At 37.5% G+C, this 23,453-nt stretch carries 24 protein-coding genes, 1 tRNA gene and 1 riboswitch; of the genes, 22 read left to right on the top strand and 3 right to left on the bottom strand.

What is annotated here, in order from left to right; all coding sequences use genetic code 11:
• The first annotated feature begins 24 nt into the window (after positions 1–24).
• The 4 genes from trxA (at position 25) to ACFTQ7_RS06125 (ending at position 5,847) form a co-directional block, all read left to right on the top strand.
• A complete protein-coding gene (gene trxA, locus ACFTQ7_RS06140) occupies positions 25–336 on the top strand; it encodes a thioredoxin (RefSeq protein ID WP_386827736.1) in 312 nt (103 codons plus the stop codon).
• A gap of 112 nt (positions 337–448) precedes the next feature.
• On the top strand, positions 449–2,245 hold the full coding sequence (gene uvrC, locus ACFTQ7_RS06135) for an excinuclease ABC subunit UvrC (protein WP_386827735.1): 1,797 nt from the start codon (positions 449–451) through the stop codon (positions 2,243–2,245).
• Positions 2,246–2,839: 594 nt separating this feature from the next.
• Positions 2,840–3,018, top strand: a riboswitch (Lysine riboswitch).
• Positions 3,019–3,235: 217 nt separating this feature from the next.
• A complete protein-coding gene (locus ACFTQ7_RS06130; RefSeq protein WP_386827734.1) occupies positions 3,236–4,462 on the top strand; it encodes an aspartate kinase in 1,227 nt (408 codons plus the stop codon).
• A 125-nt stretch (positions 4,463–4,587) separates the two neighbouring features.
• Positions 4,588–5,847: a methyl-accepting chemotaxis protein gene (locus ACFTQ7_RS06125; RefSeq protein WP_386827733.1), complete on the top strand. Its 1,260-nt coding sequence runs from the start codon at positions 4,588–4,590 to the stop codon at positions 5,845–5,847.
• Between the two features lie 50 nt (positions 5,848–5,897).
• Here ACFTQ7_RS06125 and ACFTQ7_RS06120 read toward each other — a convergent pair whose 3' ends face one another.
• On the bottom strand, positions 5,898–6,332 hold the full coding sequence (locus ACFTQ7_RS06120) for a YslB family protein (RefSeq protein WP_349659269.1): 435 nt from the start codon (positions 6,330–6,332) through the stop codon (positions 5,898–5,900).
• A gap of 272 nt (positions 6,333–6,604) precedes the next feature.
• On the opposite strand from ACFTQ7_RS06120, the gene ACFTQ7_RS06115 reads away from it, so the two are divergent.
• The 13 genes from ACFTQ7_RS06115 to ACFTQ7_RS06055 all read left to right on the top strand — a co-directional run bounded on the left by ACFTQ7_RS06115 (position 6,605) and on the right by ACFTQ7_RS06055 (position 17,754).
• Positions 6,605–7,219 (top strand): succinate dehydrogenase cytochrome b558 subunit, encoded by a 615-nt coding sequence (locus ACFTQ7_RS06115; RefSeq protein ID WP_197144751.1) that lies wholly within the window; start codon positions 6,605–6,607, stop codon positions 7,217–7,219.
• A 67-nt stretch (positions 7,220–7,286) separates the two neighbouring features.
• On the top strand, positions 7,287–9,041 hold the full coding sequence (sdhA, locus tag ACFTQ7_RS06110) for a succinate dehydrogenase flavoprotein subunit (protein WP_386827732.1): 1,755 nt from the start codon (positions 7,287–7,289) through the stop codon (positions 9,039–9,041).
• A 5-nt stretch (positions 9,042–9,046) separates the two neighbouring features.
• A complete protein-coding gene (gene sdhB / locus ACFTQ7_RS06105) occupies positions 9,047–9,826 on the top strand; it encodes a succinate dehydrogenase iron-sulfur subunit (protein ID WP_132357129.1) in 780 nt (259 codons plus the stop codon).
• A gap of 386 nt (positions 9,827–10,212) precedes the next feature.
• Entirely contained in the window at positions 10,213–10,671 is a 459-nt protein-coding gene (locus ACFTQ7_RS06100; protein WP_349659271.1) for an acyl-CoA thioesterase, read from the top strand.
• 168 nt (positions 10,672–10,839) lie between these two features.
• Positions 10,840–11,061: a helix-turn-helix domain-containing protein gene (locus ACFTQ7_RS06095; protein WP_004226437.1), complete on the top strand. Its 222-nt coding sequence runs from the start codon at positions 10,840–10,842 to the stop codon at positions 11,059–11,061.
• A gap of 75 nt (positions 11,062–11,136) precedes the next feature.
• The gene (locus ACFTQ7_RS06090) at positions 11,137–11,589 is read left to right on the top strand and encodes a MarR family winged helix-turn-helix transcriptional regulator (RefSeq protein ID WP_053484913.1); all 453 of its coding nucleotides are present in this window, start codon (positions 11,137–11,139) and stop codon (positions 11,587–11,589) included.
• Positions 11,590–11,599: 10 nt separating this feature from the next.
• On the top strand, positions 11,600–12,397 hold the full coding sequence (racE, locus tag ACFTQ7_RS06085; RefSeq protein WP_386827731.1) for a glutamate racemase: 798 nt from the start codon (positions 11,600–11,602) through the stop codon (positions 12,395–12,397).
• A 132-nt stretch (positions 12,398–12,529) separates the two neighbouring features.
• Positions 12,530–13,279 (top strand): ribonuclease PH, encoded by a 750-nt coding sequence (rph, locus tag ACFTQ7_RS06080; RefSeq protein ID WP_386827730.1) that lies wholly within the window; start codon positions 12,530–12,532, stop codon positions 13,277–13,279.
• A 1-nt stretch (position 13,280) separates the two neighbouring features.
• Positions 13,281–13,874 carry an XTP/dITP diphosphatase gene (locus ACFTQ7_RS06075; RefSeq protein ID WP_386827729.1) on the top strand — a complete coding sequence of 198 codons (594 nt, stop codon included), beginning with the start codon at positions 13,281–13,283 and terminating at the stop codon, positions 13,872–13,874.
• Between the two features lie 12 nt (positions 13,875–13,886).
• Positions 13,887–14,390, top strand: coding sequence for a metallophosphoesterase (locus ACFTQ7_RS06070; RefSeq protein ID WP_386827728.1), 504 nt, complete (start codon positions 13,887–13,889; stop codon positions 14,388–14,390).
• Between the two features lie 491 nt (positions 14,391–14,881).
• Positions 14,882–16,342, top strand: a complete 1,461-nt coding sequence (locus ACFTQ7_RS06065) for a protein adenylyltransferase SelO (protein ID WP_386827727.1) — start codon at positions 14,882–14,884, stop codon at positions 16,340–16,342.
• A gap of 469 nt (positions 16,343–16,811) precedes the next feature.
• On the top strand, positions 16,812–16,991 hold the full coding sequence (locus ACFTQ7_RS06060; protein ID WP_349659277.1) for a DUF2639 domain-containing protein: 180 nt from the start codon (positions 16,812–16,814) through the stop codon (positions 16,989–16,991).
• A gap of 61 nt (positions 16,992–17,052) precedes the next feature.
• On the top strand, positions 17,053–17,754 hold the full coding sequence (locus ACFTQ7_RS06055; RefSeq protein ID WP_386827726.1) for a YqjF family protein: 702 nt from the start codon (positions 17,053–17,055) through the stop codon (positions 17,752–17,754).
• Positions 17,755–17,756: 2 nt separating this feature from the next.
• Here ACFTQ7_RS06055 and ACFTQ7_RS06050 read toward each other — a convergent pair whose 3' ends face one another.
• Positions 17,757–18,422: a hypothetical protein gene (locus ACFTQ7_RS06050; RefSeq protein ID WP_386827725.1), complete on the bottom strand. Its 666-nt coding sequence runs from the start codon at positions 18,420–18,422 to the stop codon at positions 17,757–17,759.
• Between the two features lie 549 nt (positions 18,423–18,971).
• On the opposite strand from ACFTQ7_RS06050, the gene ACFTQ7_RS06045 reads away from it, so the two are divergent.
• From ACFTQ7_RS06045 to ACFTQ7_RS06035, 3 genes are all read left to right on the top strand, one after another.
• Positions 18,972–19,045, top strand: a tRNA-Arg gene (locus ACFTQ7_RS06045).
• A 139-nt stretch (positions 19,046–19,184) separates the two neighbouring features.
• Positions 19,185–19,340, top strand: coding sequence for a hypothetical protein (locus ACFTQ7_RS06040; RefSeq protein WP_386827724.1), 156 nt, complete (start codon positions 19,185–19,187; stop codon positions 19,338–19,340).
• Positions 19,341–19,491: 151 nt separating this feature from the next.
• On the top strand, positions 19,492–19,932 hold the full coding sequence (locus ACFTQ7_RS06035) for a tyrosine-type recombinase/integrase (RefSeq protein WP_386827723.1): 441 nt from the start codon (positions 19,492–19,494) through the stop codon (positions 19,930–19,932).
• Between the two features lie 105 nt (positions 19,933–20,037).
• Here the strand turns inward: ACFTQ7_RS06035 and ACFTQ7_RS06030 are convergent, their stop codons facing one another.
• Entirely contained in the window at positions 20,038–20,601 is a 564-nt protein-coding gene (locus ACFTQ7_RS06030) for a DUF6241 domain-containing protein (RefSeq protein WP_349659283.1), read from the bottom strand.
• A gap of 734 nt (positions 20,602–21,335) precedes the next feature.
• Here ACFTQ7_RS06030 and ACFTQ7_RS06025 point away from each other — a divergent pair.
• Both ACFTQ7_RS06025 and ACFTQ7_RS06020 read left to right on the top strand, forming a co-directional pair.
• Entirely contained in the window at positions 21,336–21,536 is a 201-nt protein-coding gene (locus ACFTQ7_RS06025; RefSeq protein WP_386827722.1) for a hypothetical protein, read from the top strand.
• Between the two features lie 435 nt (positions 21,537–21,971).
• Positions 21,972–23,330: a lytic polysaccharide monooxygenase gene (locus ACFTQ7_RS06020; RefSeq protein WP_386827721.1), complete on the top strand. Its 1,359-nt coding sequence runs from the start codon at positions 21,972–21,974 to the stop codon at positions 23,328–23,330.
• Positions 23,331–23,453 lie beyond the last annotated feature (123 nt).

The following is a 23,453-nucleotide window of genomic DNA, read 5'->3' as shown; positions in this document are numbered from 1 at the left end:
TAGTAAGTTTAAGGAGGATTTCAAATGGCAATTGTACATGCAACAGATGCAACTTTCCAAGATGATATTAAAGAAGGGTTAGTACTAGTAGACTTTTGGGCTGCTTGGTGCGGACCTTGTAAAATGATTGGACCAGTTCTTGAAGAAATGGATGCTGCAGGTAGTGCGGCTAATATTGTAAAAGTAGATGTAGATAACAACCAAGGTACTGCAGCAGAATACCAAATTATGTCTATCCCATCATTACTATTATTCAAAGACGGTGAATTAGTAGATAAAACAGTTGGTTTCCAACCAAAAGAAGCGTTAGAAGCATTTATCGCAAAACATGCTTAATCTGTAAGAAAAAAAGAGTCAAGCCATCAATAAGATGTGCTTGGCTTTTTTTTCGTTATATAATATAGAGAAAAAGCGAACGCTATTTTAAGAAAATGGGGGCAGGTAGGCGATGAATGATTTAATTAAACGAAAGCTTGAAATTTTACCAGATCAGCCTGGCTGCTATTTGATGAAAGATCGACAAGGTACTATTATTTATGTCGGGAAAGCAAAAGTGTTGAAAAATCGAGTTCGCTCGTATTTTACTGGTACGCATGAAGGGAAAACACAGAGACTTGTAAGCGAAATAGAAGATTTTGAGTACATTGTAACATCCTCCAATATCGAGGCATTAATTTTAGAGCTTAATCTTATAAAACTACATGACCCGAAATACAATGTTATGTTGACGGATGATAAAACGTATCCGTATTTAAAAATTACAAATGAAAAACATCCACGACTTATTACAACACGAAAAGTGAAAAAGGATAAGGCAAAATATTTTGGTCCATACCCAAATGCGTATGCAGCAAGTGAGACGAAAAAGCTGCTAGATCGTTTATATCCTCTTCGAAAATGTGTACAACTTCCTTCAAAGGTTTGTTTGTATTATCACATGGGGCAATGTCTAGCTCCTTGTGTGAAAGAGATTGATGTTGACACTTACAACGATATGATTGAAGATATGACAAAATTTTTAAATGGTGGGGTTGAAGAAGTTAAAAAAGAGTTAGAGGTAAAGATGCTAGCGGCCGCAGGAAATTTAGAGTTTGAACGTGCAAAGGAATTTCGCGATCAAATTGCACATATTGATACAGTCATGCAAAAGCAAAAAATTGTATCAAGTGATACAACAAACCGCGATGTATTTGGTTATGCAGTCGAGAAGGGCTGGATGTGTGTGCAAGTTTTCTTTGTCCGTCAAGGAAAGCTCATTGAGCGTGATGTCTCGATATTTCCGATTTATCAAGATGCAGAAGAGGAATTTTTAACGTTCGTTGGGCGCTTTTATGACAAGCTAGAGCATATTAAGCCTAAAGAAATTTTTATCCCACAATCTATTGATGCGGATATTTTAACAGAATTATTAGAAGTGAAGGTACTAACACCAAAACGTGGCCAAAAAAAAGAGCTTGTTGATTTAGCGATTAAAAATGCTGAAATTGCTGTAGCAGCGAAGTTCCAGCTTATTGAACGTCAGGAAGAACGCACAATAGGAGCATGTGAGGCGCTCGGTGAAGCTATGGGCATTTCTGTGCCTTTACGGATCGAAGCTTTCGATAATAGTCATATGCATGGAACAGATGCTGTATCTGCAATGGTTGTATTTATCGATGGAAAACCTGCAAAGAAGGAGTATCGAAAATACAAAACACGTACAGCTGCCAAGCACGATGATTACGGGGCAATGCAGGAAGTGATCCGTCGTCGTTACACACGAGTATTAAAAGAAGGTCTACCTTTACCAGATTTAGTACTAATTGATGGCGGGAAGGGGCAAATGGAAGTCGCACGGGAAGTATTAGAGGATGAGCTCGGCCTTGTCATTCCAATTGCCGGATTAGCAAAAGATGACAAGCATAATACGTCTCAGCTTCTATTTGGTGATCCACCTGAAGTAATTGCATTAAAGCGCACAAGTGATGGCTTCTATTTACTGCAACGAATTCAAGACGAAGTACACCGCTTTGCTATTACTTTCTTACGACAGCAGCACGAGAAGCATGCTATACAATCTGTCCTCGATCAAATAGAGGGAGTTGGTCCAAAGCGAAAACAGCAATTACTTAAGCATTTTGGCTCTGTCAAAAAAATTCGTGAGGCAAGTGTGCAAGCATTACAGGAAGCTGGGATGCCGGCTAGTCTAGCTAGCAATATCCATACTTATTTTCATTCAGCAGAAAACACTACATCTGAAGGGTAAGTGAGATGAATGTAGATGGAATTCCTTTTCGGTGGGTGTCCAAACACCTGTACCTGTCGCTACGCTTTCGGTACAAAAGACATTTGCTGAATGAAAATAGAGCCTCCGAAGGATGTCACGGAATCGGAAAGGAGTTCTGAGGGGATGTTAGCCTAAAATCATCGCATCCATGCGATAACGGCTAACTGACCTGCATCGGTAAAAACGCCACGTCCTGTGGTATTATCGAAATGACCGATTTCGTGTCGGCCCTCGTGTCGCTGTCGCTACGTTAGCACTGCGCTTTCGTACAAAAAACATCTGCAGACCTAAGCACAAAGCCGATTTCGGACGCTTTGTTCATCTGTAGCGAAAGCAAAGCGACAGCGGCAAATGTTTTCTGCGCGAAAGCAAAGCGACAGCGGCAATTACGCTAAGGTGAAATTGATTTTAAACAAGAGACATTGTCAAAGGATTAGACGTATGCTAAGGTTTGTATATAACATAGCTATTCAATATAGCAATGTCATACACAGCATCTTAGTTTATAAGTAGTTTCTACTTATTAAATTGGAAATTTCTTCGCTAAGATTCAATTAAATACAATCACTATTTAGTGATGATAGAGGTGCAAGGTTCAAGAGTAGTACATACGAGGACGAACAAGTCCAGTGAAAATGTATGAAAGGGGAACTTGCCGAAGTGGAGCATCGTTGTTTCCGATGCTGTGCTGGTTTTACATTTAAGAGATGTAAGACTGTCGATTCTAAACGTTTCGGAGAGCTATCACACATGCGCAAGTTACTTTTATTGTACATGTTATAGGCGGCTTTCACGTTATGTGAGAGCTGCCTTTTTAGATTTCTCGAAACAACATTTTTTCAAGGCTGTTACTCTTACCTAAGAGTTGAAGGATGTTATTTGCTTTTGCGATGTTTTTTTGTGAAAGCTGCAAAATTTTAGCTACTTTATAATCAGCGAAATGATTAAATACGAAGGAGAATGAAAAGAATGGAGAGAATTGTGATGAAATTTGGTGGTGCTGCATTAGCATCAACTGAACACATTCAAGATGTTGCAAAAAAGGTAATTGCAGAAAAGGAAAGTGGTTTTGATATTGTCGTTGTCACTACAGCAATGAGAGGGACGTCTAAAGAATTAGCAAAGATGGCTTGTAATCTATCAGACAATGCGTCTAAACGTGAACTAGACGCACTATTGTCAACAAGCTCACAACTATCAAGTGCATTAGTGGCAATTGCTTTGCAGGAAGAAGGTTATGATGCAGTGTCATTAACAGGCTGGCAGGCAGGTATTCAAACTGATGCGGTGTATGGCAATGCACGAATTGATGTGATAGAAGCTAGTCGAATAGAAGAGTATTTTACTCAGGGGAAAATCGTCGTCGTTGCAGGGGAACAGGGGATCGGTAATTCACGGAATATTACGACGCTTGGTAAAGGTGGTGCGGAGACGACGGCTTTAGCTATTGCTGCAGCATTAGAGGCAGAGCGTGTAGATATTTATACGAATGTGGATGGAGTCTATACAGCTGATCCAAGTCAGATTGCTGGGGCACAAAAGGTAAAAGAAATTTCCTATGATGAAATGCTAGAGCTATCAAATTTAGGATCACAAATTTTACACCCACGGGCTGTAGAAATAGCAAAGAAGTTTCAAATCCCAGTTATCATTCGGTCAAGCGAAAAAGATACAGAAGGTACTTTATTGAAGGAGGAAGTTGAAATGGAGAAAAATTTAATTGTACGTGGTGTTGCCTATGAGTCAGACGTTATTCGCCTAACGGTAGGGTATGATGCTTATTCTAATGCTTCGTTAGCAGATATGTTCACAATGCTTGCAGAAAATCGCATAAACGTTGATATAATCGTACAAGCAATAATTGATGGCTTAAAGCCGACTGTATCATTTACTATTTTAAAAGAGGAGTTCGCTGATGCATTACGTGTCCTAGAAGATAGTAAAGTATCACTAGGGTTTAGTTTTGCTGATTTTGAAATTGGTTTAGCGAAAGTCTCTATTATTGGCTCAGGAATGGCATCTAACCCGGGAGTGGCAGCCCGTATGTTTGATCGTTTACGTCGTGAAGATATCCCTGTGAAAATGGTAAGTACATCTGAAATAAAAGTGTCTGTCGTTGTTCCTCAGGACGAAATGATTCGTGCAGCAAATGCATTACATGACGAATTTAATTTAGAACAAGCGCTTTACATATAATATGAATAGGGTGTGTCATTAAATGGCACATCTATTTTTGTTTACATTAATTTCATACTTTATCTAATTTAGTTGTTATATAATAAAATGTGACATGTTTTTCCAAATGGAAGGTGGGAGTTAATATGGTGCTATTCGGTTTATTTCAAAAGCCAGTGGATGAAAGCGTTGAGCAACACAACGATTTAGAAATACAAATATTAAAAAAGCGAATTTTGGAATTAGAACTTGAGCATGACAGTATTGATGTGAAAAATGCGATTTTAGACTTTGTACTAGCGCATATGGAGTTAATTAATTTTCAAACGGCGCTAAAGGTTCAAAATGTCTCAACAAGTGTAGGGGATATTTCAGCAATGAGTGAAGAAATGTCGTCAAATACAGAAGAGATACTTGCAGTTGAGCAAAATGTTAATGCAAACATTCAAGAAATCAAACAGCATTCATTACTCCTTGTAGAGGAAATGGAAGCGTCCATTACAAAAGGTGAACTGGTTCAGGAGTTGTTGTCTAAAGGAGCTCATTCAACAGAGCAGTTGTATAATGAAATAACTAAAATGGATGATATCGGTAAAGGTGTGACTGGGATTGCTGATCAAACACAACTACTATCCTTAAATGCCTCTATAGAAGCTGCACGTGCTGGTGAACATGGAAAAGGATTTAATGTTGTTGCGATGGAGGTAGGGAAGTTAGCTAACAGCTCGAAAGGTTCATTGCAAGAAATGACGAAGATTCGATCAGTCATTGATAAGAAATTACATAATACAATAACAAATATTAAAGAAGTCGAACATTATTTAACTGACTTTTTAAGTATCATGAAGAGCAATATTACTAATTTGACTGTAACAAGTAAAAATATTGAAGAAGCAGCACATGGCATTGATCAAATGACAGTCGCATCAGAAGAAAATGTAATAGCTGTAGGACGTTTAGCGGAAACAACGACGGAATTATCTCATACTAGTGACTTCTCGGATATAATACAAAATCAAGTATCTGAAATGTTAAAAGCTATTGCTCCTACAATCCGTAAGCCTAAAGAGCAAACGGTAGTTAGCCAATTGGCAGCAAGGTTAATGGATCATGCAAGCTTTTTAAGAAATGCTTTACAAAAGGCTGGCCTAAAAGAAATTATAAAAACGCATCATGAATGTAAGTTTGGGGAATGGTATTATGGCTATTTTGAGGAATATCGGAATTTGCCAGAATATCTTCATATAGAACAACCTCATGAATTAGTACATATGGCTGCACAAAAATTAGTGAATGAACTGTCAATCAAAAACTTAGAGGAAATGATTCAATACTCACTAAATATTTTAGAAGCGTTTATTTCGTTAATAGATGTACTTTTAAAAGAAAGACATGCCCACCTATAAATATTAAAAGGATTGTCATCCATAAATTTGGAATGACAATCCTTTTCGTTTTACTCTGAAGGAACGGTGTTCATGATTCGTTCCTTGACGTCCCATTTAACTGTAAATGTAACGTTCTGTTGCTTTTCACGTTTTTCATCATAGCATTCAGTTAAGTAACCTTTTGCTTGCTGGATTTGTTCAGCTATAAATCCTGCTTCGAGTCTAAAGCTACGAAGACCGATTTGTAACAGTTCTGAATCATTTGTCAACTGGAATGTACGTCCATCCTTCGATTCCTTGACAAGCTCTAAATTACCCCAGCAGGCATCTGCGAAAAATGCGATAAGTTCATCTTGACTTTTACATGGGAACTTCCGTGCTAGGTCTTTTCCTGCCCAGTAAAGAACATCACCTTCATGTTTACCAAGAATGGAAGATAAAATATAATCGCGAATTATCTCATAGCCAAAAGCTGAGATTGTAGGTGATGAAGTGTTTAACATTTAAATCCTTCTTTCTTAGAATTTTCTTATAATTCGACACTGATAAAGTAAAGATAGGTTTTTCGAGAAAAAACGACGCATCATGTACTAGATTGTTTCTTTAATAAGGAATACGAAAAACTCTTAGTTGCCTTGACGCTCGTAGCTCTTGAGAGTACAATAAACATGTCATAATATTGTACCATGATGAAATACACAGTCAATGAAGTATCAGTTACAAAATGATGACTTCTTTTGATGTGATATTTTAAGTACTAAGGGGGGTAACAGTCTTGTCGAAAGATCGAGAGTTTTTATGGCGTCGTTTACATTCTCTACTTGGTGTCATTCCAGTAGGTCTGTTTCTGATGTTCCACTTGTCAATGAACTTCACTGCTGTTGGTGGTGAACAAGCTTACAATAATGCAATAGGTAAGATGGATTTAATTCCACACAATCTTCTGTTAGTAATTGAATGGGTAGTTATTTATATCCCATTACTGTTCCACGCATTCTATGGTGTATTCATTGCATTCACAGCTTCACCAAACACAGGGCGTTTCAGCACATACCGTAACTGGATGTTCTCATTACAACGTTTCACTGGTGTATTCTTAGTGATTTTCATTGCATGGCATATTTTCCAAACACGTATCCAAAAAGCGTTAGGTTCAGAAGTTGAATACAATATGATAGCAGATATCGTATCGAATCCATTCATGCTTGGATTCTACATTGTTGGTATTATATCAGCAACTTTCCACTTATCTAACGGTTTATGGGCATTCCTAGTAAGCTGGGGTATTACACAGTCTCCTCAGTCTCAAAAGGTTGCTACTTATGTAACAAACATTATTTTCGTAATTCTAAGTGTAGTTGGTGTAGCTGCTATTTTAGCTTTCGTTTAATGTAATAGAAGCTACTATAGAGTACATGGCAATCATTGCAATTTTTTAAGAGGAGTGAGAAATAATCATGGCGAAAAGCAAAATAATTGTTGTTGGCGGCGGTCTAGCTGGTCTGATGGCAACGATTAAAGCAGCTGAAGTTGGTACTGAAGTTGATTTATTCTCATTAGTTCCTGTAAAACGCTCACACTCCGTATGTGCGCAGGGCGGAATTAATGGTGCGGTAAATACAAAAGGTGAAGGGGATTCTCCTTGGATCCACTTTGATGATACAGTATACGGTGGGGACTTCTTAGCGAACCAACCACCAGTTAAGGGTATGTGTGATGCAGCCCCTGGTATTATTCATTTAATGGACCGTATGGGTGTTATGTTCAACCGTACACCAGAAGGTCTTCTTGATTTCCGTCGTTTTGGTGGTACATTACACCACCGTACAGCATTCTCTGGTGCGACGACTGGTCAACAATTACTATACGCACTAGACGAGCAAGTTCGTTCTCACGAAGTAGCTGGTTTAGTTAACAAATATGAGCACTGGGAATTCCTTGGTGCAATCGTCGATCCTGACGGCGTTTGTCGTGGTATCGTAGCGCAAGATATGCGTACAGAAGAAATTAAATCATTCCGTGCAGACGCTGTTATTATGGCGACTGGTGGCCCTGGTATTATCTTCGGTAAAACAACAAACTCTGTAATTAATACAGGTTCTGCTGCTTCTATCGTTTATCAACAAGGTGCTACTTACGCGAATGGTGAGTTCATTCAAATTCACCCAACAGCTATTCCTGGAGATGACAAAAACCGTCTAATGTCAGAATCAGCACGTGGTGAAGGTGGCCGTATTTGGACTTATAAAGACGGTAAACCTTGGTACTTCTTGGAAGAGAAATATCCTGCATATGGTAACTTAGTACCTCGTGATATTGCAACACGTGAAATTTTCGACGTTTGTGTAAACCAAAAACTTGGTATCAACGGTGAAAATATGGTATACCTAGATCTTTCTCATAAAGATCCACATGAGTTAGATGTAAAACTTGGTGGTATTATTGAAATCTACGAAAAATTCGTAGGGGATGATCCACGTAAATTACCAATGAAAATTTTCCCAGCAGTTCACTATTCAATGGGTGGATTATGGGTTGACTACAACCAAATGACTGAAATTCCTGGTTTATTTGCAGCGGGTGAATGTGATTACTCTCAACATGGTGCAAACCGTCTTGGTGCGAACTCATTATTATCTGCTATCTATGGTGGTATGGTTGCTGGTCCAAACGCAGTAGATTATGTTAAACATCTTAAAAAGCATGCTGAAGATCTTCCACAAGAGATTTTCGATGCTCGCGTTAAAGAAGAACAAGCTAAGTGGGATGCTATCATGAAAATGGACGGCACAGAAAACGCTTACTTACTTCATAAAGAACTTGGTGAAATGATGACAGCTACTATGACAGTAGTACGTTATAACGACCAACTTGAAGATACATTAAACAAACTTGATGAATTCCAAAAACGTTGGGAAAACATTAACATCAACGATACACAAAAATGGAGTAACCAAGGTGCTCACTTTACGCGTCAGTTGAAAAATATGATTTACCTTGCGAAAGTAATGACAAAAGGTGCATTATTACGTGACGAATCTCGTGGTGCACACTATAAACCAGATTTCCCGAACCGTGATGATGAGCAGTTCTTAAAAACTACAATGGCGAAATTTGACCCAACTACTGGTAATCCAATCATCACATACCAAGAAGTCGACGTTTCATTAATTCCACCACGTAAACGTGATTACTCTGCGAAAGGAGACTAAGAATTATGAATATCGCAGCTAATACTGGAAGAATGGTCAAAGTTGAAATTTTACGTCAAGATACACAAGGTGGCAATGGCTACTGGCAGAAATTCGAAATTCCTTACCGTCATGGTATGAACGTTATTTCTGTATTAATGGAAATTCAAAAGAATCCAGTTATGTCAAATGGTGAAAAAACAACACCAGTTGCATGGGATATGAACTGTCTTGAAGAAGTTTGTGGTGCATGTTCAATGGTTATCAATGGACGCCCACGTCAATCTTGTTCAACGCTTGTTGACCAATTGACTGAGCCAATTAAACTTGAGCCTATGAAAACTTTCCCAGTTATTCGTGACTTACAAGTTGACCGTGAACGTATGTTCAATGCACTAAAAAAAGTTAAAGCATGGGTTCCAATTGATGGTACTTATGATTTAGGTGAAGGTCCACGTATGCCAGAAGGTAAACGTCAATGGGCTTATGAATTATCTAAATGTATGACTTGTGGTGTATGTATGGAAGCATGTCCAAACGTGTCTGAAAAAGCTTCATTTATCGGACCTGCACCATTATCACAAGTACGTCTTTTCAATACTCACCCAACTGGTGCAATGATTAAAGACGAGCGTTTAAATGCGATCATGGGTGATGGAGGCCTTGCAAACTGCGGTAACTCACAAAACTGTGTAGCTGCTTGTCCAAAAGGTATTCCTTTAACAACATCTATCGCATCATTAAACCGTGCAACTACAGTGCAAATGTTCCGTAACTTCTTCGGTTCTGACCACTACGTTGACTAATAGTACAAGCTTTTACTCACAAACTCCCTTACACATAATGTGTGAGGGAGTTTTTTTCTATGGAAAATATTAAATAAATTTATAGATTTACTACTTGTAAATGCCCGATTGGCAAAGACTGATAAAACGCCCGCTGACTAATGTTTCGCATGATAGGGAGTTCTCAATAGGGGCATTTTTAAGAAAAACTAAATAGGATAATTTAAGTACAGCGTAGAAAGACTTTGTTGCATAAAATAAGGGATTTTTAAATATAACGAGCTAAAATGTAAATTTTCTATGATAAAATAGTATTTTGCTTTATAATGAATGCATATTCATTTATCAATCGCTAATTCTATCTACTGTTTGGGAAGAGGCGAATGAAAATTAGGGGGATGGCTAAGATGAAAGCAAATTATATCGGAAATTTTCAGGAATGGACTAAGGATTTTGCATTTTATATTGAGATCCGTGTACGTTTTTCAGAAACGGATATGTACGGTCATATGAATAATACAGTTAGCTTTACATATTTTGAACAGGCACGAATCGATTATTTCCGCCATTTAGGTGTTCTCATGCCATCAGCAATGGATGAAAATATAGAGGGGATTCCGATTGTAGCTGACTTACAGTGTGATTACGTGAAGCAAGTTTTCTTTGATGATGTGCTCAGAATTTATACGAAAGTAGCGACAGTAGGGAACTCATCAATGGATATTCATTATTTAGCGAAAAATCAGCATGATGAGGTTTGCTTTACAGGTAGGGGGACGGTAGTGCAAATGAACCCTCGAACTGGGAAGAGTGTACCCTTATCTGAAGAGACAAAAACTCAGCTAGCAAGCTTAGTGATCATATAATGATCTCTCGACGGCTGAAATTGCATTTTCTCATTGAATTTATTCTTTTATGGAAGCAATTTCCGAATTTTTTTAGGAAACACGAGATATTAATGAAAATAGCCGTCACCGCTCCTCAATCCTTAACATAAGTTACAATACGTGCGGGGGAGGAGGGTGTAACTGAAAATGAATGGCTCTCATCATCGTTCTCTTTTAACAAACCGAGAACGTGAAATATTTGCGCTTTTATTAGCTGAAAAAACAACGAGGGATATTGCAGAGCAACTTGGTATTAGTGAAAAAACAGTGCGAAATCACATTTCCAATACAATTCAAAAGTTAGGTGTAACAAATCGATCTCAAGCGTTAATTGAGCTGTTACGCTTAGAAGAATTTAAATTAGACTAAAAGGACACTTGCTATTTTAGAAAAAAAACGACAAAATAGAACTATTCAACGTATTTTTAGGAGTGAAATAGTTATATGTCGGATGAAGTAACAAAACACTCACCTGAAACCGTTGCAACGGTTGAAAAGGAATTACGCTATATAGCGGCGATTGTGAAGCAAAAAGGAAGAGAGATTGTTTCACAATATGCGATTACGCCGCCACAATTTGTTGCATTACAGTGGTTAGAAGAGCTTGGCGATATAACAATTGGCGACCTGTCAAATCGACTATACTTAGCTTTTAGTACAACAACAGATTTAGTGGACCGTATGGAGAAAAATGAATTAGTTAAGCGAGTGCGTGACGAAAATGATCGTCGTGTCGTTGTTGTTCATCTTCTCGAAAAAGGCGAACGTATTATTCAAGAGGTTATTGAAAAAAGACAGCAATATTTGCAAGAGAAGCTTGTTGGTTTTAACGAACAAGAAGTCGCGCAATTATCAAGCTATTTAGAAAAACTACATGTACACATGAAACAGGATTGAGGCGGAAAGTATGAATGCCCCGATAGGCGTTATTGACTCAGGAGTAGGCGGTTTAACCGTAGCAAAAGAAATAATGAAGCGATTACCAAATGAAACGATCTATTACATTGGTGATACAGCAAGATGTCCGTATGGTCCAAGAACTCGACAAGAAGTGCGGAATTTTACTTGGCAAATGGCAAAAGCACTAGAAAAAATGAATATCAAAATGCTCGTCATTGCTTGTAATACAGCGACTGCAGTAGCACTCGAAAGTTTACAAAGAAATATGCCTTTTCCGGTACTAGGCGTTATTAATGCTGGCGCACGTGCAGCTGTAAAGAAAACGAAGCGACATGAAGTCGTTGTGCTTGCAACTGAAGGAACAATTAAAAGTGGGGCGTATGAGGAAGCCTTATTATCACTGAATACGTCAACTCATATAATTCCACTTGCTTGTCCAACATTCGTACCACTTGTAGAAAGTGGCGAATATAAAGGTGAATTTGCAAATAATTTAATTGCGGAAGGCTTAAAGCCACTGAAAAATGAACAATTTGATACGGTCATACTAGGATGTACGCACTATCCAATTTTGCAAAAACAAATTGAAGCTGTTGTGGGAGAAGAAGTTTTTGTGCTATCTTCCGCAGAGGAAACAGCGAAGGATGTTCAAGAAATGCTTGCTTACAATGGCACTTTGGCTGACCCAGACGCTGTGCCTGCTCATAAATTTTATGCAACGGGTTCTGTGCCAATTTTCCGTTCAATTGCTGAAAATTGGCTTGAGCAAGGTACTCTTCAAATAAAACGTATGACATTAAAATAAAAAATCAGCTTAGCTATGAGCTAGGCTGATTTTTGACGTTTTTTAGCATAGTACATAAGGAATGAGCACTTTTTTGAAGATCAAAATTATGTTAAGATGAGTGCGCGAAAGTATTTAGGAGGAACGAAAAATATGACAAGATTTGATGGAAGAAATGTAGATGCACTGCGTCCGGTGAAAATAGATAGTGAGTATTTATTGCACCCAGAAGGCTCAGTTTTAATTCAAGTAGGTAATACGAAAGTAATTTGTACAGCAACGATTGAAGATAAGGTTCCTGGTTTTTTACGTGGACAAGGCAAAGGATGGATCACTGCAGAATACTCGATGCTACCTCGTGCAACAGCACAGCGTACAGCACGCGAATCATCTCGTGGTAAAGTCAATGGCCGCACAATGGAAATTCAACGATTAATCGGTCGTGCATTACGTGCAGTCGTGGATTTAGAAGCACTTGGTGAACGAACTGTATGGATTGACTGTGATGTGATTCAAGCAGATGGCGGGACACGTACAGCTTCAATTACAGGAGCATTTGTAGCGATGACACAAGCAATTGCTAAGTTTGCTGAAGAAAAACAATTTAAAAAATTCCCAGTAACAGACTATTTAGCTGCAACAAGTGTTGGTATTGTAGAGGATCATGGAGCCGTTTTAGACTTAAACTATGTTGAAGATGTCGCTGCTGCTGTAGATATGAATATCGTCATGACAGGAGCAGGACGATTTGTTGAGCTTCAAGGTACAGGTGAAGAAGCAACTTTTTCTCGTGAAGAGTTAAATGAACTACTGGAGTTAGGTGAAAAGGGCATTCAACAATTGATTGCACTTCAAAAAGAGACATTAGGTGAATTAGCTAACAAAGTGGGAGGTAATGAATAACATGAAACAAGTAGTAATTGCGACAAAAAATAAAGGAAAAGCAAAAGATTTCGAAGCGTTATTTGGACCGCTTGGCTATGAAGTTGTAACGATGTTTGATGTAGCCCCAGAGATGGAAATAGACGAAACAGGCACTACCTTTGAGGAAAATGCTATTCTAAAGGCAGAAACATTAGCAAAAGAGCTTGGTACAATTGTTATTGCTGATGATAGTGGTTTAGCTGTTGATGCATTAAATGGTGAACCAGGTGTGTATTCAGCACGTTACGCTGGTGATCATGATGATGAAGCAAACATGGTTAAACTACTAGAAAACTTAAAAAATGTCGAGGTTGAAAAGCGTACAGCACGCTTCTGCTGTTGCATTGCTATTGCAGGGCCTGGTTTTGAGACGACAACAGTTTTTGGTACTTGTGAAGGTGTTATTGCTCACGGAAAACGTGGCACAAACGGATTTGGTTATGATCCAGTCTTCTTTGTCCCAAGCTTAAACCGTATGATGGCAGAGCTTACAGCCGATGAAAAAGGAGCGATTTCCCACCGTGGGAATGCGATTCGTAAGTTAAAGGAACAATTACCTAATCTTATAAAATAAGAGGTGATATCCATGCAAATACTTGTCATGAGTGATACACATGGCGATAGTAATGTGATTGAAAAAGTTCGTGGCTTTTACCCAAATGTCGATGCAGTCATTCATTGTGGAGATAGTGAACTTCCTTTCTCCCATAAAGCATTGGAGGGATTGAAGAAAGTCCGAGGGAATTGTGACATTGATAAAGCTTTCCCTGATGAAGTAGTATTCGATTTAGAGGATGCTACAATCTTTGTCACACATGGCCATTTATTCAATGTTAAAACTTCTATCTTGTCTTTATCCTATCGTGCAAAAGAAGTAAACGCGCAAATTGCGTGCTTTGGTCACTCTCATGTCCTTGGGGCGGAAATGATTGATGATGTATTATTTTTAAATCCGGGGAGCTTATTAAAACCACGAGGTCGTAAAGAAAAAAGCTTTGCCCTTGTAGAGGTTGAAGATACTTATTTTGAAGTAAAGTTCTTTACGGATGATAATAGCTGTATTTCCACCCACAAGTTTATGCGAAAATGATGAAACAAAAACGCTTAAGTTATAGAAACTATAAGCGTTTTTTGTTTTATTTCTCAATCAATTAAGCCTCGGCATAATTCCGTGACATCCACCGGAGGCTTTGGGCCAACAGATGTTTTTTGCGCGAAAGCGTAGTGCTAACGCAGCGTCAGCAACGTGTTTTTGTCTGTGCGAAAGCGAAGCGACAGCAACACAGCAAGATGTTGGTCACTCAGTCGTTGCCACAGGACGTGGCGTTCTTAGACTGAGTTCCTCTATTTCATCGAGTGTTTGGACACCCGCTGAAAAGCAGCTTAAATCTGCATTCATCTCACTCCCTATGGAGGTAGGAGAATTCTGTACCTGTCGCTACATAAAACATTTGTAGCTGATGCTTCGCTGTCGCTACATAAAACATTTGCTGAAAGAAGTTTATACAAATGGTAAAAATGGCTATGAATTGTTTATGATGAAGTAGAAAAAATAAATATAAACGAAACAAAGGAGAAAACATGGAAAATACAATGGGATGGAATTTTAATAATAGCTTTACCCGCCTACCAAGCATTTATTATACAACAATCAATTTAAATCCAGTTCGCTCACCAAAGTTAATCTTATTAAATGAATCAGTAGCCAATTCACTTGGATTAAACAGTAATGCTCTGAAAAGCGAAGAAGCGGTAGCGATTTTTGCTGGTAACAACAATCCGAACGGAGGCATGCCTATAGCACAAGCTTACGCAGGGCATCAATTTGGTCATTTTAATATGCTAGGAGACGGCAGAGCACTGTTATTAGGTGAACAACTAACACCAGCTCATGAACGCTTTGATATCGCACTAAAAGGCTCAGGAAGAACGCCTTATTCCCGCGGCGGAGATGGCAGAGCAGCACTTGGTCCAATGCTACGTGAATATATTATGAGTGAAGCTATGTATGCACTTGGCATTCCAACTACTCGAAGTTTAGCAATCGTGACTACAGGCGAAACGATTCTCCGCGAAACAGAGCTCCCAGGCGCAGTTTTAACGCGTATTGCAAGCAGTCATTTGCGTGTTGGAACTTTCCAATATGGAGCGAATTTTGGAACGGAGGAGGAGCTAAAAGAATTGGCAGATTATGCTTTAGAACGGCACTTTCCTAATGCTGATAAAGCTCAAAACCGTTATTTAACCCTACTACAGGAAGTTATAAAGAAACAAGCGTCTCTTATTGCAAAATGGCAGCTAGTTGGTTTTATTCATGGGGTCATGAACACAGATAATATGGCCATTAGTGGAGAGACAATTGATTATGGTCCATGCGCTTTCATGGATACTTATGATCCAGCGACAGTATTTAGCTCGATTGATCGACAAGGTCGTTATGCATATGGTAACCAGCCTAATATCGGAGGATGGAATTTAACACGATTTGCCGAATCATTAATACCGTTAATCCATGAAAATGAGGAAGAAGCTATACACATAGCTCAAGAGGCTCTAAAGCAATATCCTCAATTGTATTATGCAAACTGGGTAACAGGTATGCGAGCAAAGCTAGGGATGTTTAACGAAGAAGATCAGGACGTGGCACTTATTGAAGAGCTTCTAAAGTTAATGCAACAACATCAAGCAGACTATACGAATACATTTATCGCATTAACCTTTGAAAAATTCACTGAATCAGCGTTATTTAGTACAGAAGAATTTAAAGAATGGCATAAAAATTGGCTAGCAAGACAAGAAAGACAGCAAGAAACAAAAGACATGTCTCAGCAATTAATGCGTGAGCACAATCCAGCGGTTATTCCACGAAATCACCGTGTAGAAGAAGCATTAGAGGCTGCTGTTGAACGAGAAGACTATAGTGTAATGGAGCAATTACTAGAAGCTCTTGCTCAACCTTTTGCACATACTAAAGAGCAGCAGGAATACGCGACATTACCAACACCATCTAGCCAACCATATCGAACGTTTTGTGGCACATAAGTGGAGAATGAGGGAATAGAGCCATATTAGATAAAGTATGGCTCTACGGAAAAACAAGGGGTTGATTTCCGTTCCGGCTGGGCGCTTTCCTGGGGGCGTCCGATGAGCCGCTTCGCTTCGCTGCAGGGTCTCATCTGTGACGCTAATCCCCAAGGAGTCGCCCAGCCTCCACTCCAATCAACCATTTTCACATAGTATGTATAGGACATATCACTCTATTTGATGATTATAAAAGCAAACTTCAGTAATAAGGGCTTTTTGTGCGAATGCGAGGCGACAGCAATAATGTTTTATTCTGCGCGAAAGCGAAGCGTCAGTGACAAAGCGTGTAGCCTGGAACGGAAATCACCATTTAAAGAGCCACAACATTCATCAAAAATTCTTTGACCATTTCGTTTTTTTATTTTGAGAAAATTGTCACTACATAAATTCCTGAGCATACGCTATGTATGAATAGTAGTGAAGGGGAATGTGTACAGTGCATAAGTATTCAAAAGGTTGGTTTGTAAAGCAACTTCGAGATCATGGTATTTTGGTGCATCCACAATTTAAAAGTCATTTAGGCAATTATAAAGAATCCGAACTGCGCAATTTATATTACCGATATGTAGAAAAAGAAACGGAAACGTTAGATTCAGAACAAAAATAATCATGTTTGTTTGAATAACTCCTTCGTAGGAAATAATTTAACTACAGAAAGGAGTTATTTTATGTGGAATAAATCATGGGTTTTGACGCAAATTTGGCAAGATGTGTTGTTCTTACATTGGCCGGTATCACCTAAGGATATAGAGCAGTACATTCCGCAAGGGTTACAATTGGATCTCTATGAAAATAACGCTTGGCTTAGTGCTGTCCTATTTAAAGTTAATGGGCAACGACTAAGATACCTACCACCATTACCAGGAGTGGATTCCTATTTGCAGCTTAATGTACGGACATATGTTACATATAACGGCATGAAGGGAGTCTATTTTTTAAATTCCGATATTACGAATTGTTTTATTGTACAAATAGCTACAAAGGGCGGTTTAACATATCGTCATTCTAAAATATCTATCAAACAAAAAGAGAACAATTTTTCGTTTACAAGTTTATTTTACGGTGCACTGGCAGAAAGGTTGAAAATTTCATATCAACCGATTGCCAGTGAAATAATTAGTTCTACCTTTGATAAATGGCTAGTGGAACGTTATCATTCTTGGTCAAAGTGGAAAAATTCTTTATTTCGCATAGATATAGAGCATCTGCCATGGCAGCTACAACGAGTCCACATTAATATTGAAAGAAATACAATAGCGCCATTTGTGAAGGAATCAATACAAGGCATTCAACCGATTGCTCATTATTCAAAGAGTAAACAGGCTAAAATTTTCTCGCCAATTTTGGAAAAGAAATCATCGATTTATTGACGTTAATAAAAGAGGTAATAAAATTGCTTAACAATGGCGCTTGCAATCATATCCGACATAGCAAGTGCCTCTGCTTCAATGTCATCAAAAACTTCAACATCTTCTTGATAGTTTTTCTGAATCATAGTCACGGCTTCTTTTTTTGTTAAAGCTAGATGTGTATAGAACATTTTTTGTACTTCCTCCATACTCAAGTATGGATTAATTTTACTTAAAAATATGGAAATATCGTCAGCATTACGATACCATTCTTTTTCCTTCGCATCCGCTGTTGCTGTATCTCCTTTGGCAGCTGCAGTTACTAGCTGCGCAGCAATAACAAGATGTTCTTTAATCAGCTCAGTATAACGATCAGCAATTTGGTCGCCGTAAAAAGGACGTAGACAATTGCCTAAGTCCGTCGCATTTTGTAACAGTCGCTTCTGCACAAAGGGTAGATCAGGTAAGCCAAACACTATACTAATAATCGTCATCCTCGTCCAATTGACATGCTCCATCCATAATAAACGATTCATAGCCATAAAATCTGCTTCTGCTCTACTGATACAGCGACGAGAATCGTTCTGCGGCAATAAAAAATGGCGAACAGGTGCAGTATATTGCGTGGAAGTAGCTTTATATAACGCACTTAAAGGACTGACGTAATATCCACTTGAATATGGGTACAATGTATATCCACTCCCTCTAATTTTTCCTTCTACTGTAGAATACTCTGAGGTATTTCCATATATGAGAAAACAATGTTATGAACGGAGTGAATATGGTTTTTTTTATACATCATTTTCTTTGTCTTCCCACCATCAACTATTAGATTAATGATTGTAAAAAATTATTTGTTTGTATCAAATCATTCCATTCATCCATGTTACGTCATAAAAAGATTTATGTTGAAATTTACCCGCCTTATTATTAAAATATGAATGATATCGAAATGATCAACAAGACAACCTGTTCTTTCGTATTAGCTGTCCAATCCCTTGTGCACCGCTAGTTACGACAACTACTAAATCTTTAAACATGTTAGCTCCTCTCAGTTTTTTGCTTTTTATTATTTAACAAAAGTAGAGTAGAAAGATGGCATAATGAGGTACAGGAAATCATATAATATTAATAATGAGGCAAACCTTGCCTTCATAGTAAAATTAATGTTGACTTTATCGTGAAAAGGACATATAATAAATATTGTCCTTGATATGGACTACATAAAATAACATCATGTCTCAGTAGCTCAGCAGGATAGAGCAACGGCCTTCTAAGCCGTCGGTCGGGGGTTCGAATCCCTCCTGGGACGTCACAAAACTTTGAGAAAACTCAATAGTACCAACGGTTTGTCGAGTGTAGGTATTACTAAAGGTTTTCAAACCTAACGTGAAAATCCCCGATAAATCGTTACAATCAACTTCCAATGAAATTATTGGAGGTTTTTTGTTTTGACAAAGAAAAAAGGTATATTTGATGTTGCTATCGACATTGATGTTCTAAAACCGAAAGAAGTAGCACCAGAACCAAAAGGAATGACTACGGAAAATGCTCTTGAAATTGTTGCTCTTCAAATGGAGTTGAATGGTTATCGGGACGTACATTAAAAGATTATAAATTAATTTTTAATCAATTCGTTGAAGCAGCTGGAATTAAATACGTTGAAGAAATCAATGTGAATACAATTTACAAATGGTTTGAAAGCATGAACGTAACAGATTCTACAAAATTAACTCGATTAAATGTCTAAAGGCAGTATTGGGTAAATGTCACAATAACGGTTGGTTACCTATTAAATTCTGGTTAAACATTCAAATCAAAGTCGATAAAGTTGTTAAAAAGGGTGCTACTGCAGATGATTTGAATATTTTGCTTTCACTATTGGATACCTCAACGTTTATTGGTTTACGTGATGCCATAGCAGTTCTTACAATGTATAAAACAGGTGTCCGTATAAAAACCTTAGGCATGATTGAAAGCAGCCACATTGATTTTGAAGAAAAGGTATTAACTTTGCCTGGCAGTATAATGAAAAATCATAAACTGTTAAAACTGCCATTAGATGAACAACTTATGGATCTATACAAAGTGCTAATCGAACAAAATAATAAAATTCGCTCGTATTACGGAAAAACAAATGATTTTTTATTTATTAGCGTAAAAGGTGCATTAAAAAAATCGCCTATTTTTTGTCCGTAAAATGTTGTTCTATATATTGTATTTCTTCAAATTAGTAAACCTACTAACATAAAATATTTTAATATTTTCATATGGTTGGTTCTAAAGATGAATAAAAAATAGCACTCATTGCTGAGAGCTATTATTTGATTCGTCTTGATTGTCAGGTTTATCTGTGAAGTATTCTTTTATATAGTACATTTCTTCCTCTGGTGTGGACAAACGACTTGCTTTTCCTGGAGCTTCTTCATCTCCGCCATGAATTTCCCAAACTGCATTATGATCTTCAACTGCTTTAGAAAAATCACCTTTCGACCATCTTTCCAATATTGAGATGTAAATCTCATTATATTTATAATCGTTCATTTTACATACAATCAGCAATCGTTCAATTTTTTCTTGTGTTATTTGCTCACGACCCCATTGGGCACCAGATTGAACTTTTTGGTGAGACATGCTGTGAATGGCTTCGCTCACTTGGCTTTCTACTAAATTATCAGGATAAAGCAATTCTGCTTTTGTTTTACTTTCAAGAATTTCTCCATCATTACCAACAACAACTGCTTTTACTTTTTCTTCCTCGGGTGTAGGTTTCTCCACTTGTTCGGTGAATTTGAAGTAACTAAATGCTCCACCGAAAATGATTAAAATTACAATGATACTGATAACCGATTTTGTTTTTCTCTTCATGTTATTACCCCTCAGTAATTTTTTATCATTATGTAATTATATATTGGATTTAATTATGTAATTAGGATAATAATAACAGAAAATTGAGGCGAGGTTCAATGGATATTTAACCAACTCAATTTTTAGTTGGTTAAAATTCGGCAACACTAAGGGGAACAGTGGTTACCGCATAAACTTCTTAACATTTTTGTTAGAAAGTTTGTGGCATTTTTGCCATTAACTTAAGGATGTGCATAATGTTCTCCCAAAGATGTGAACATTATTCAGATCCTCCAAGGATGCGATTAGTGTTCGCACCCTTCAAGGGTACATATATACGTAATGAAGCGGTCTAACTGCCGAAATTGAAACGCCTTCTAACTAAACGTAAGGGGGTTTTTTGCATGGTCTAAAAAAGACAGTTTAAATGTAAATACGGATTTAAAGGGAATATTTAGCGTGGAGGTAAGCTAGGACTCGATCGTTGTTAATCCGATGTCTACGCTATCTATCGTAGAAAATATTTGTTGAACTTAACTCCTATTTGGTTAAATGTAATTATTCACATGTAATAAGTAAGTTCACGCCAAACTATTTTTTAACTCTGTTAAGTAATGTATGTACGAGATACAGAATGAGTTTTTAAATTCATATAGCACTCTGGATTTCTCTCAGCAACGATTCTTTTATAAAATTAGAATAATTTATATAAAAAAAGGAAAGAAATAGGTGTAAAAATGTTGGAGTTGATCGTTATGGAATTTGATAAAGAGAAAGAGGTTTACTGCTACAGCTGCCGTAAAAAAACTGTATTTACACGTAAAGATATGAATAATAAAAGTGGGGTAGACAGTCATTGTAGTGAATGTTCTGGTATTTGGTTTGAATGGCAAAATCGAGCCGTGGAGAGAGAAATGGAAAAGTGGATTGAATATAATAAAGGGCTCGCAAATTAGAATAAGGCGAGTTTTCCTCGTTCGAATAAGAATAAGTATTGCTAATCTCATTACTAATAGTTTATATATATTTTAGATAGATAGTAAAGAAGCAAAAGAGTCAGTTTGGAATTGAAAGTACTTCTTGTGAAAATAGCTCATGCCTAGGAAGCAAGAGCTGTTTTTTAGTCTTTATTTATTTGTCGAAATTGTAAAAATGACAAATTTAACTTGAACACTTTATGAACATTTTGATAAAATCCGTAGCACTTCTAAATGAAATATAACAAAATGATAATGTATTTATTATATTTAGTACTATTTCTCTATGTGTTTTAAGGGAAAACATACTCAACTAATATACCTTTTATCATGTTTATTTACAGTTTGCTTATTAGTACATTAGTAGCTATTATACCAATAGAAACACAATTTCAAAATAAGGAGACTAGTTATATGAACATTAAATTCACAAAATTAGGTAAGAGTAAAAAAGGGATAAGTGCTGCATTATTAGCAGCGGGAATCATGGGGATTGCAATGGCACCAAATGCATCTGCGCATGGGTTTGTTGAAAAACCAGCTAGCCGTGCTGCTTTATGTAGCCAAAGTTATGGCGCGCTTAACTTGAGTTGTGGAAGGGTTATGTATGAGCCACAGAGCTTAGAGGCAAAAAAAGGATTTCCACAAGGTGGACCAGTTGATGGTAAAATTGCATCTGCAGGAGGTCAGTTTGATGGCATCCTAGATCAACAAACTGCAACTCGCTGGTTTAAGAATACGATTACAGGGGGATCGAATACCTTTACATGGAAGTACACTCAGTCGCATTTAACAAGTAAATGGCACTATTATATTACGAAAAAGGGATGGGATCCTAATAAGCCATTAACCCGTGCTGATCTTGAGCCAATTGGAACTGTTGAACATAACGGTACTGAAGCATCAACTAATTTAACTCATACAATTAACGTACCAACGGATCGTAGTGGCTACCACGTTATTTTAGCTGTTTGGGATGTATCGAATACTGCAAATGCTTTCTATAATGTCATTGATGTTAATTTGATGAATAATGTGGAAATAGATAAGGAAGCTCCATCTCAAGCAACTGGATTACATGCAACGAAAGTTACTTCTAACAGCGCTGAGCTAAAATGGAATCCTTCTACAGACAATGTAGGTGTAAAAGAATATCAAGTATTACGTGATGGTAAAGTAGTTGGAAATGTGGTGGGAACTACATTCGCAGATAAAAATTTAAAAGCAGAAACAAAATATACATATACAGTAAAGGCAGTGGATGCAGCTGGAAATGTTTCTAAAGAAAGTGAGTCTATAGCTGTAGAGACAATGAAAGCAACTCCAGATACGGAAGCACCAACGCAACCAACTGCACTACATACGATGGCGGTAACATCATCAAGTGTAGATTTAATGTGGAGCGCATCAGAGGATAATGTAGCAGTTGACCATTATGTTATCTATAGAGGGACATCAGAAGGACAAATGACTGTAGTTGGAACATCGAAAACTACATCCTTTATGGACAAGAATCTTCAATCAAATACAACTTATAAGTATTCGGTCACAGCCGTTGATGCAGCTGGAAATGAATCTATTAAAAGTTCTATTTTTACTGTAACTACAAAAGAGCAAGGGTCGTCTTATGAGCAATGGAGCCCAAGTAAGGCGTACACAAAAGGTGATAAAGTAGAGCACCAAGGTAAAGTATATGAAGCGGTTCAAAGCTATCAAGGATATGGAGATCCGAATTGGATTTTCGCATTGTCTTTATGGAAAGAAGTTAAATAAAAAGTAAAGTCCTAAAAAGTCTTGCTTATGCAAGGCTTTTTTCAAATTTAGTTAAAGACTTTAATAATCCAAATGTCTAAGAAACGAGAGAAGAGAAATCTTATAAAAAGAGATATAATATAA

This window comes from Lysinibacillus sp. NPDC056959 (genome assembly GCF_042674095.1).
GTDB classification, from domain to species: Bacteria; Bacillota; Bacilli; order Bacillales_A; family Planococcaceae; genus Lysinibacillus; species Lysinibacillus zambalensis.
Note: the sequence above shows the minus strand (reverse complement) of the source record. Positions and strands in the feature narration are given on the sequence as shown.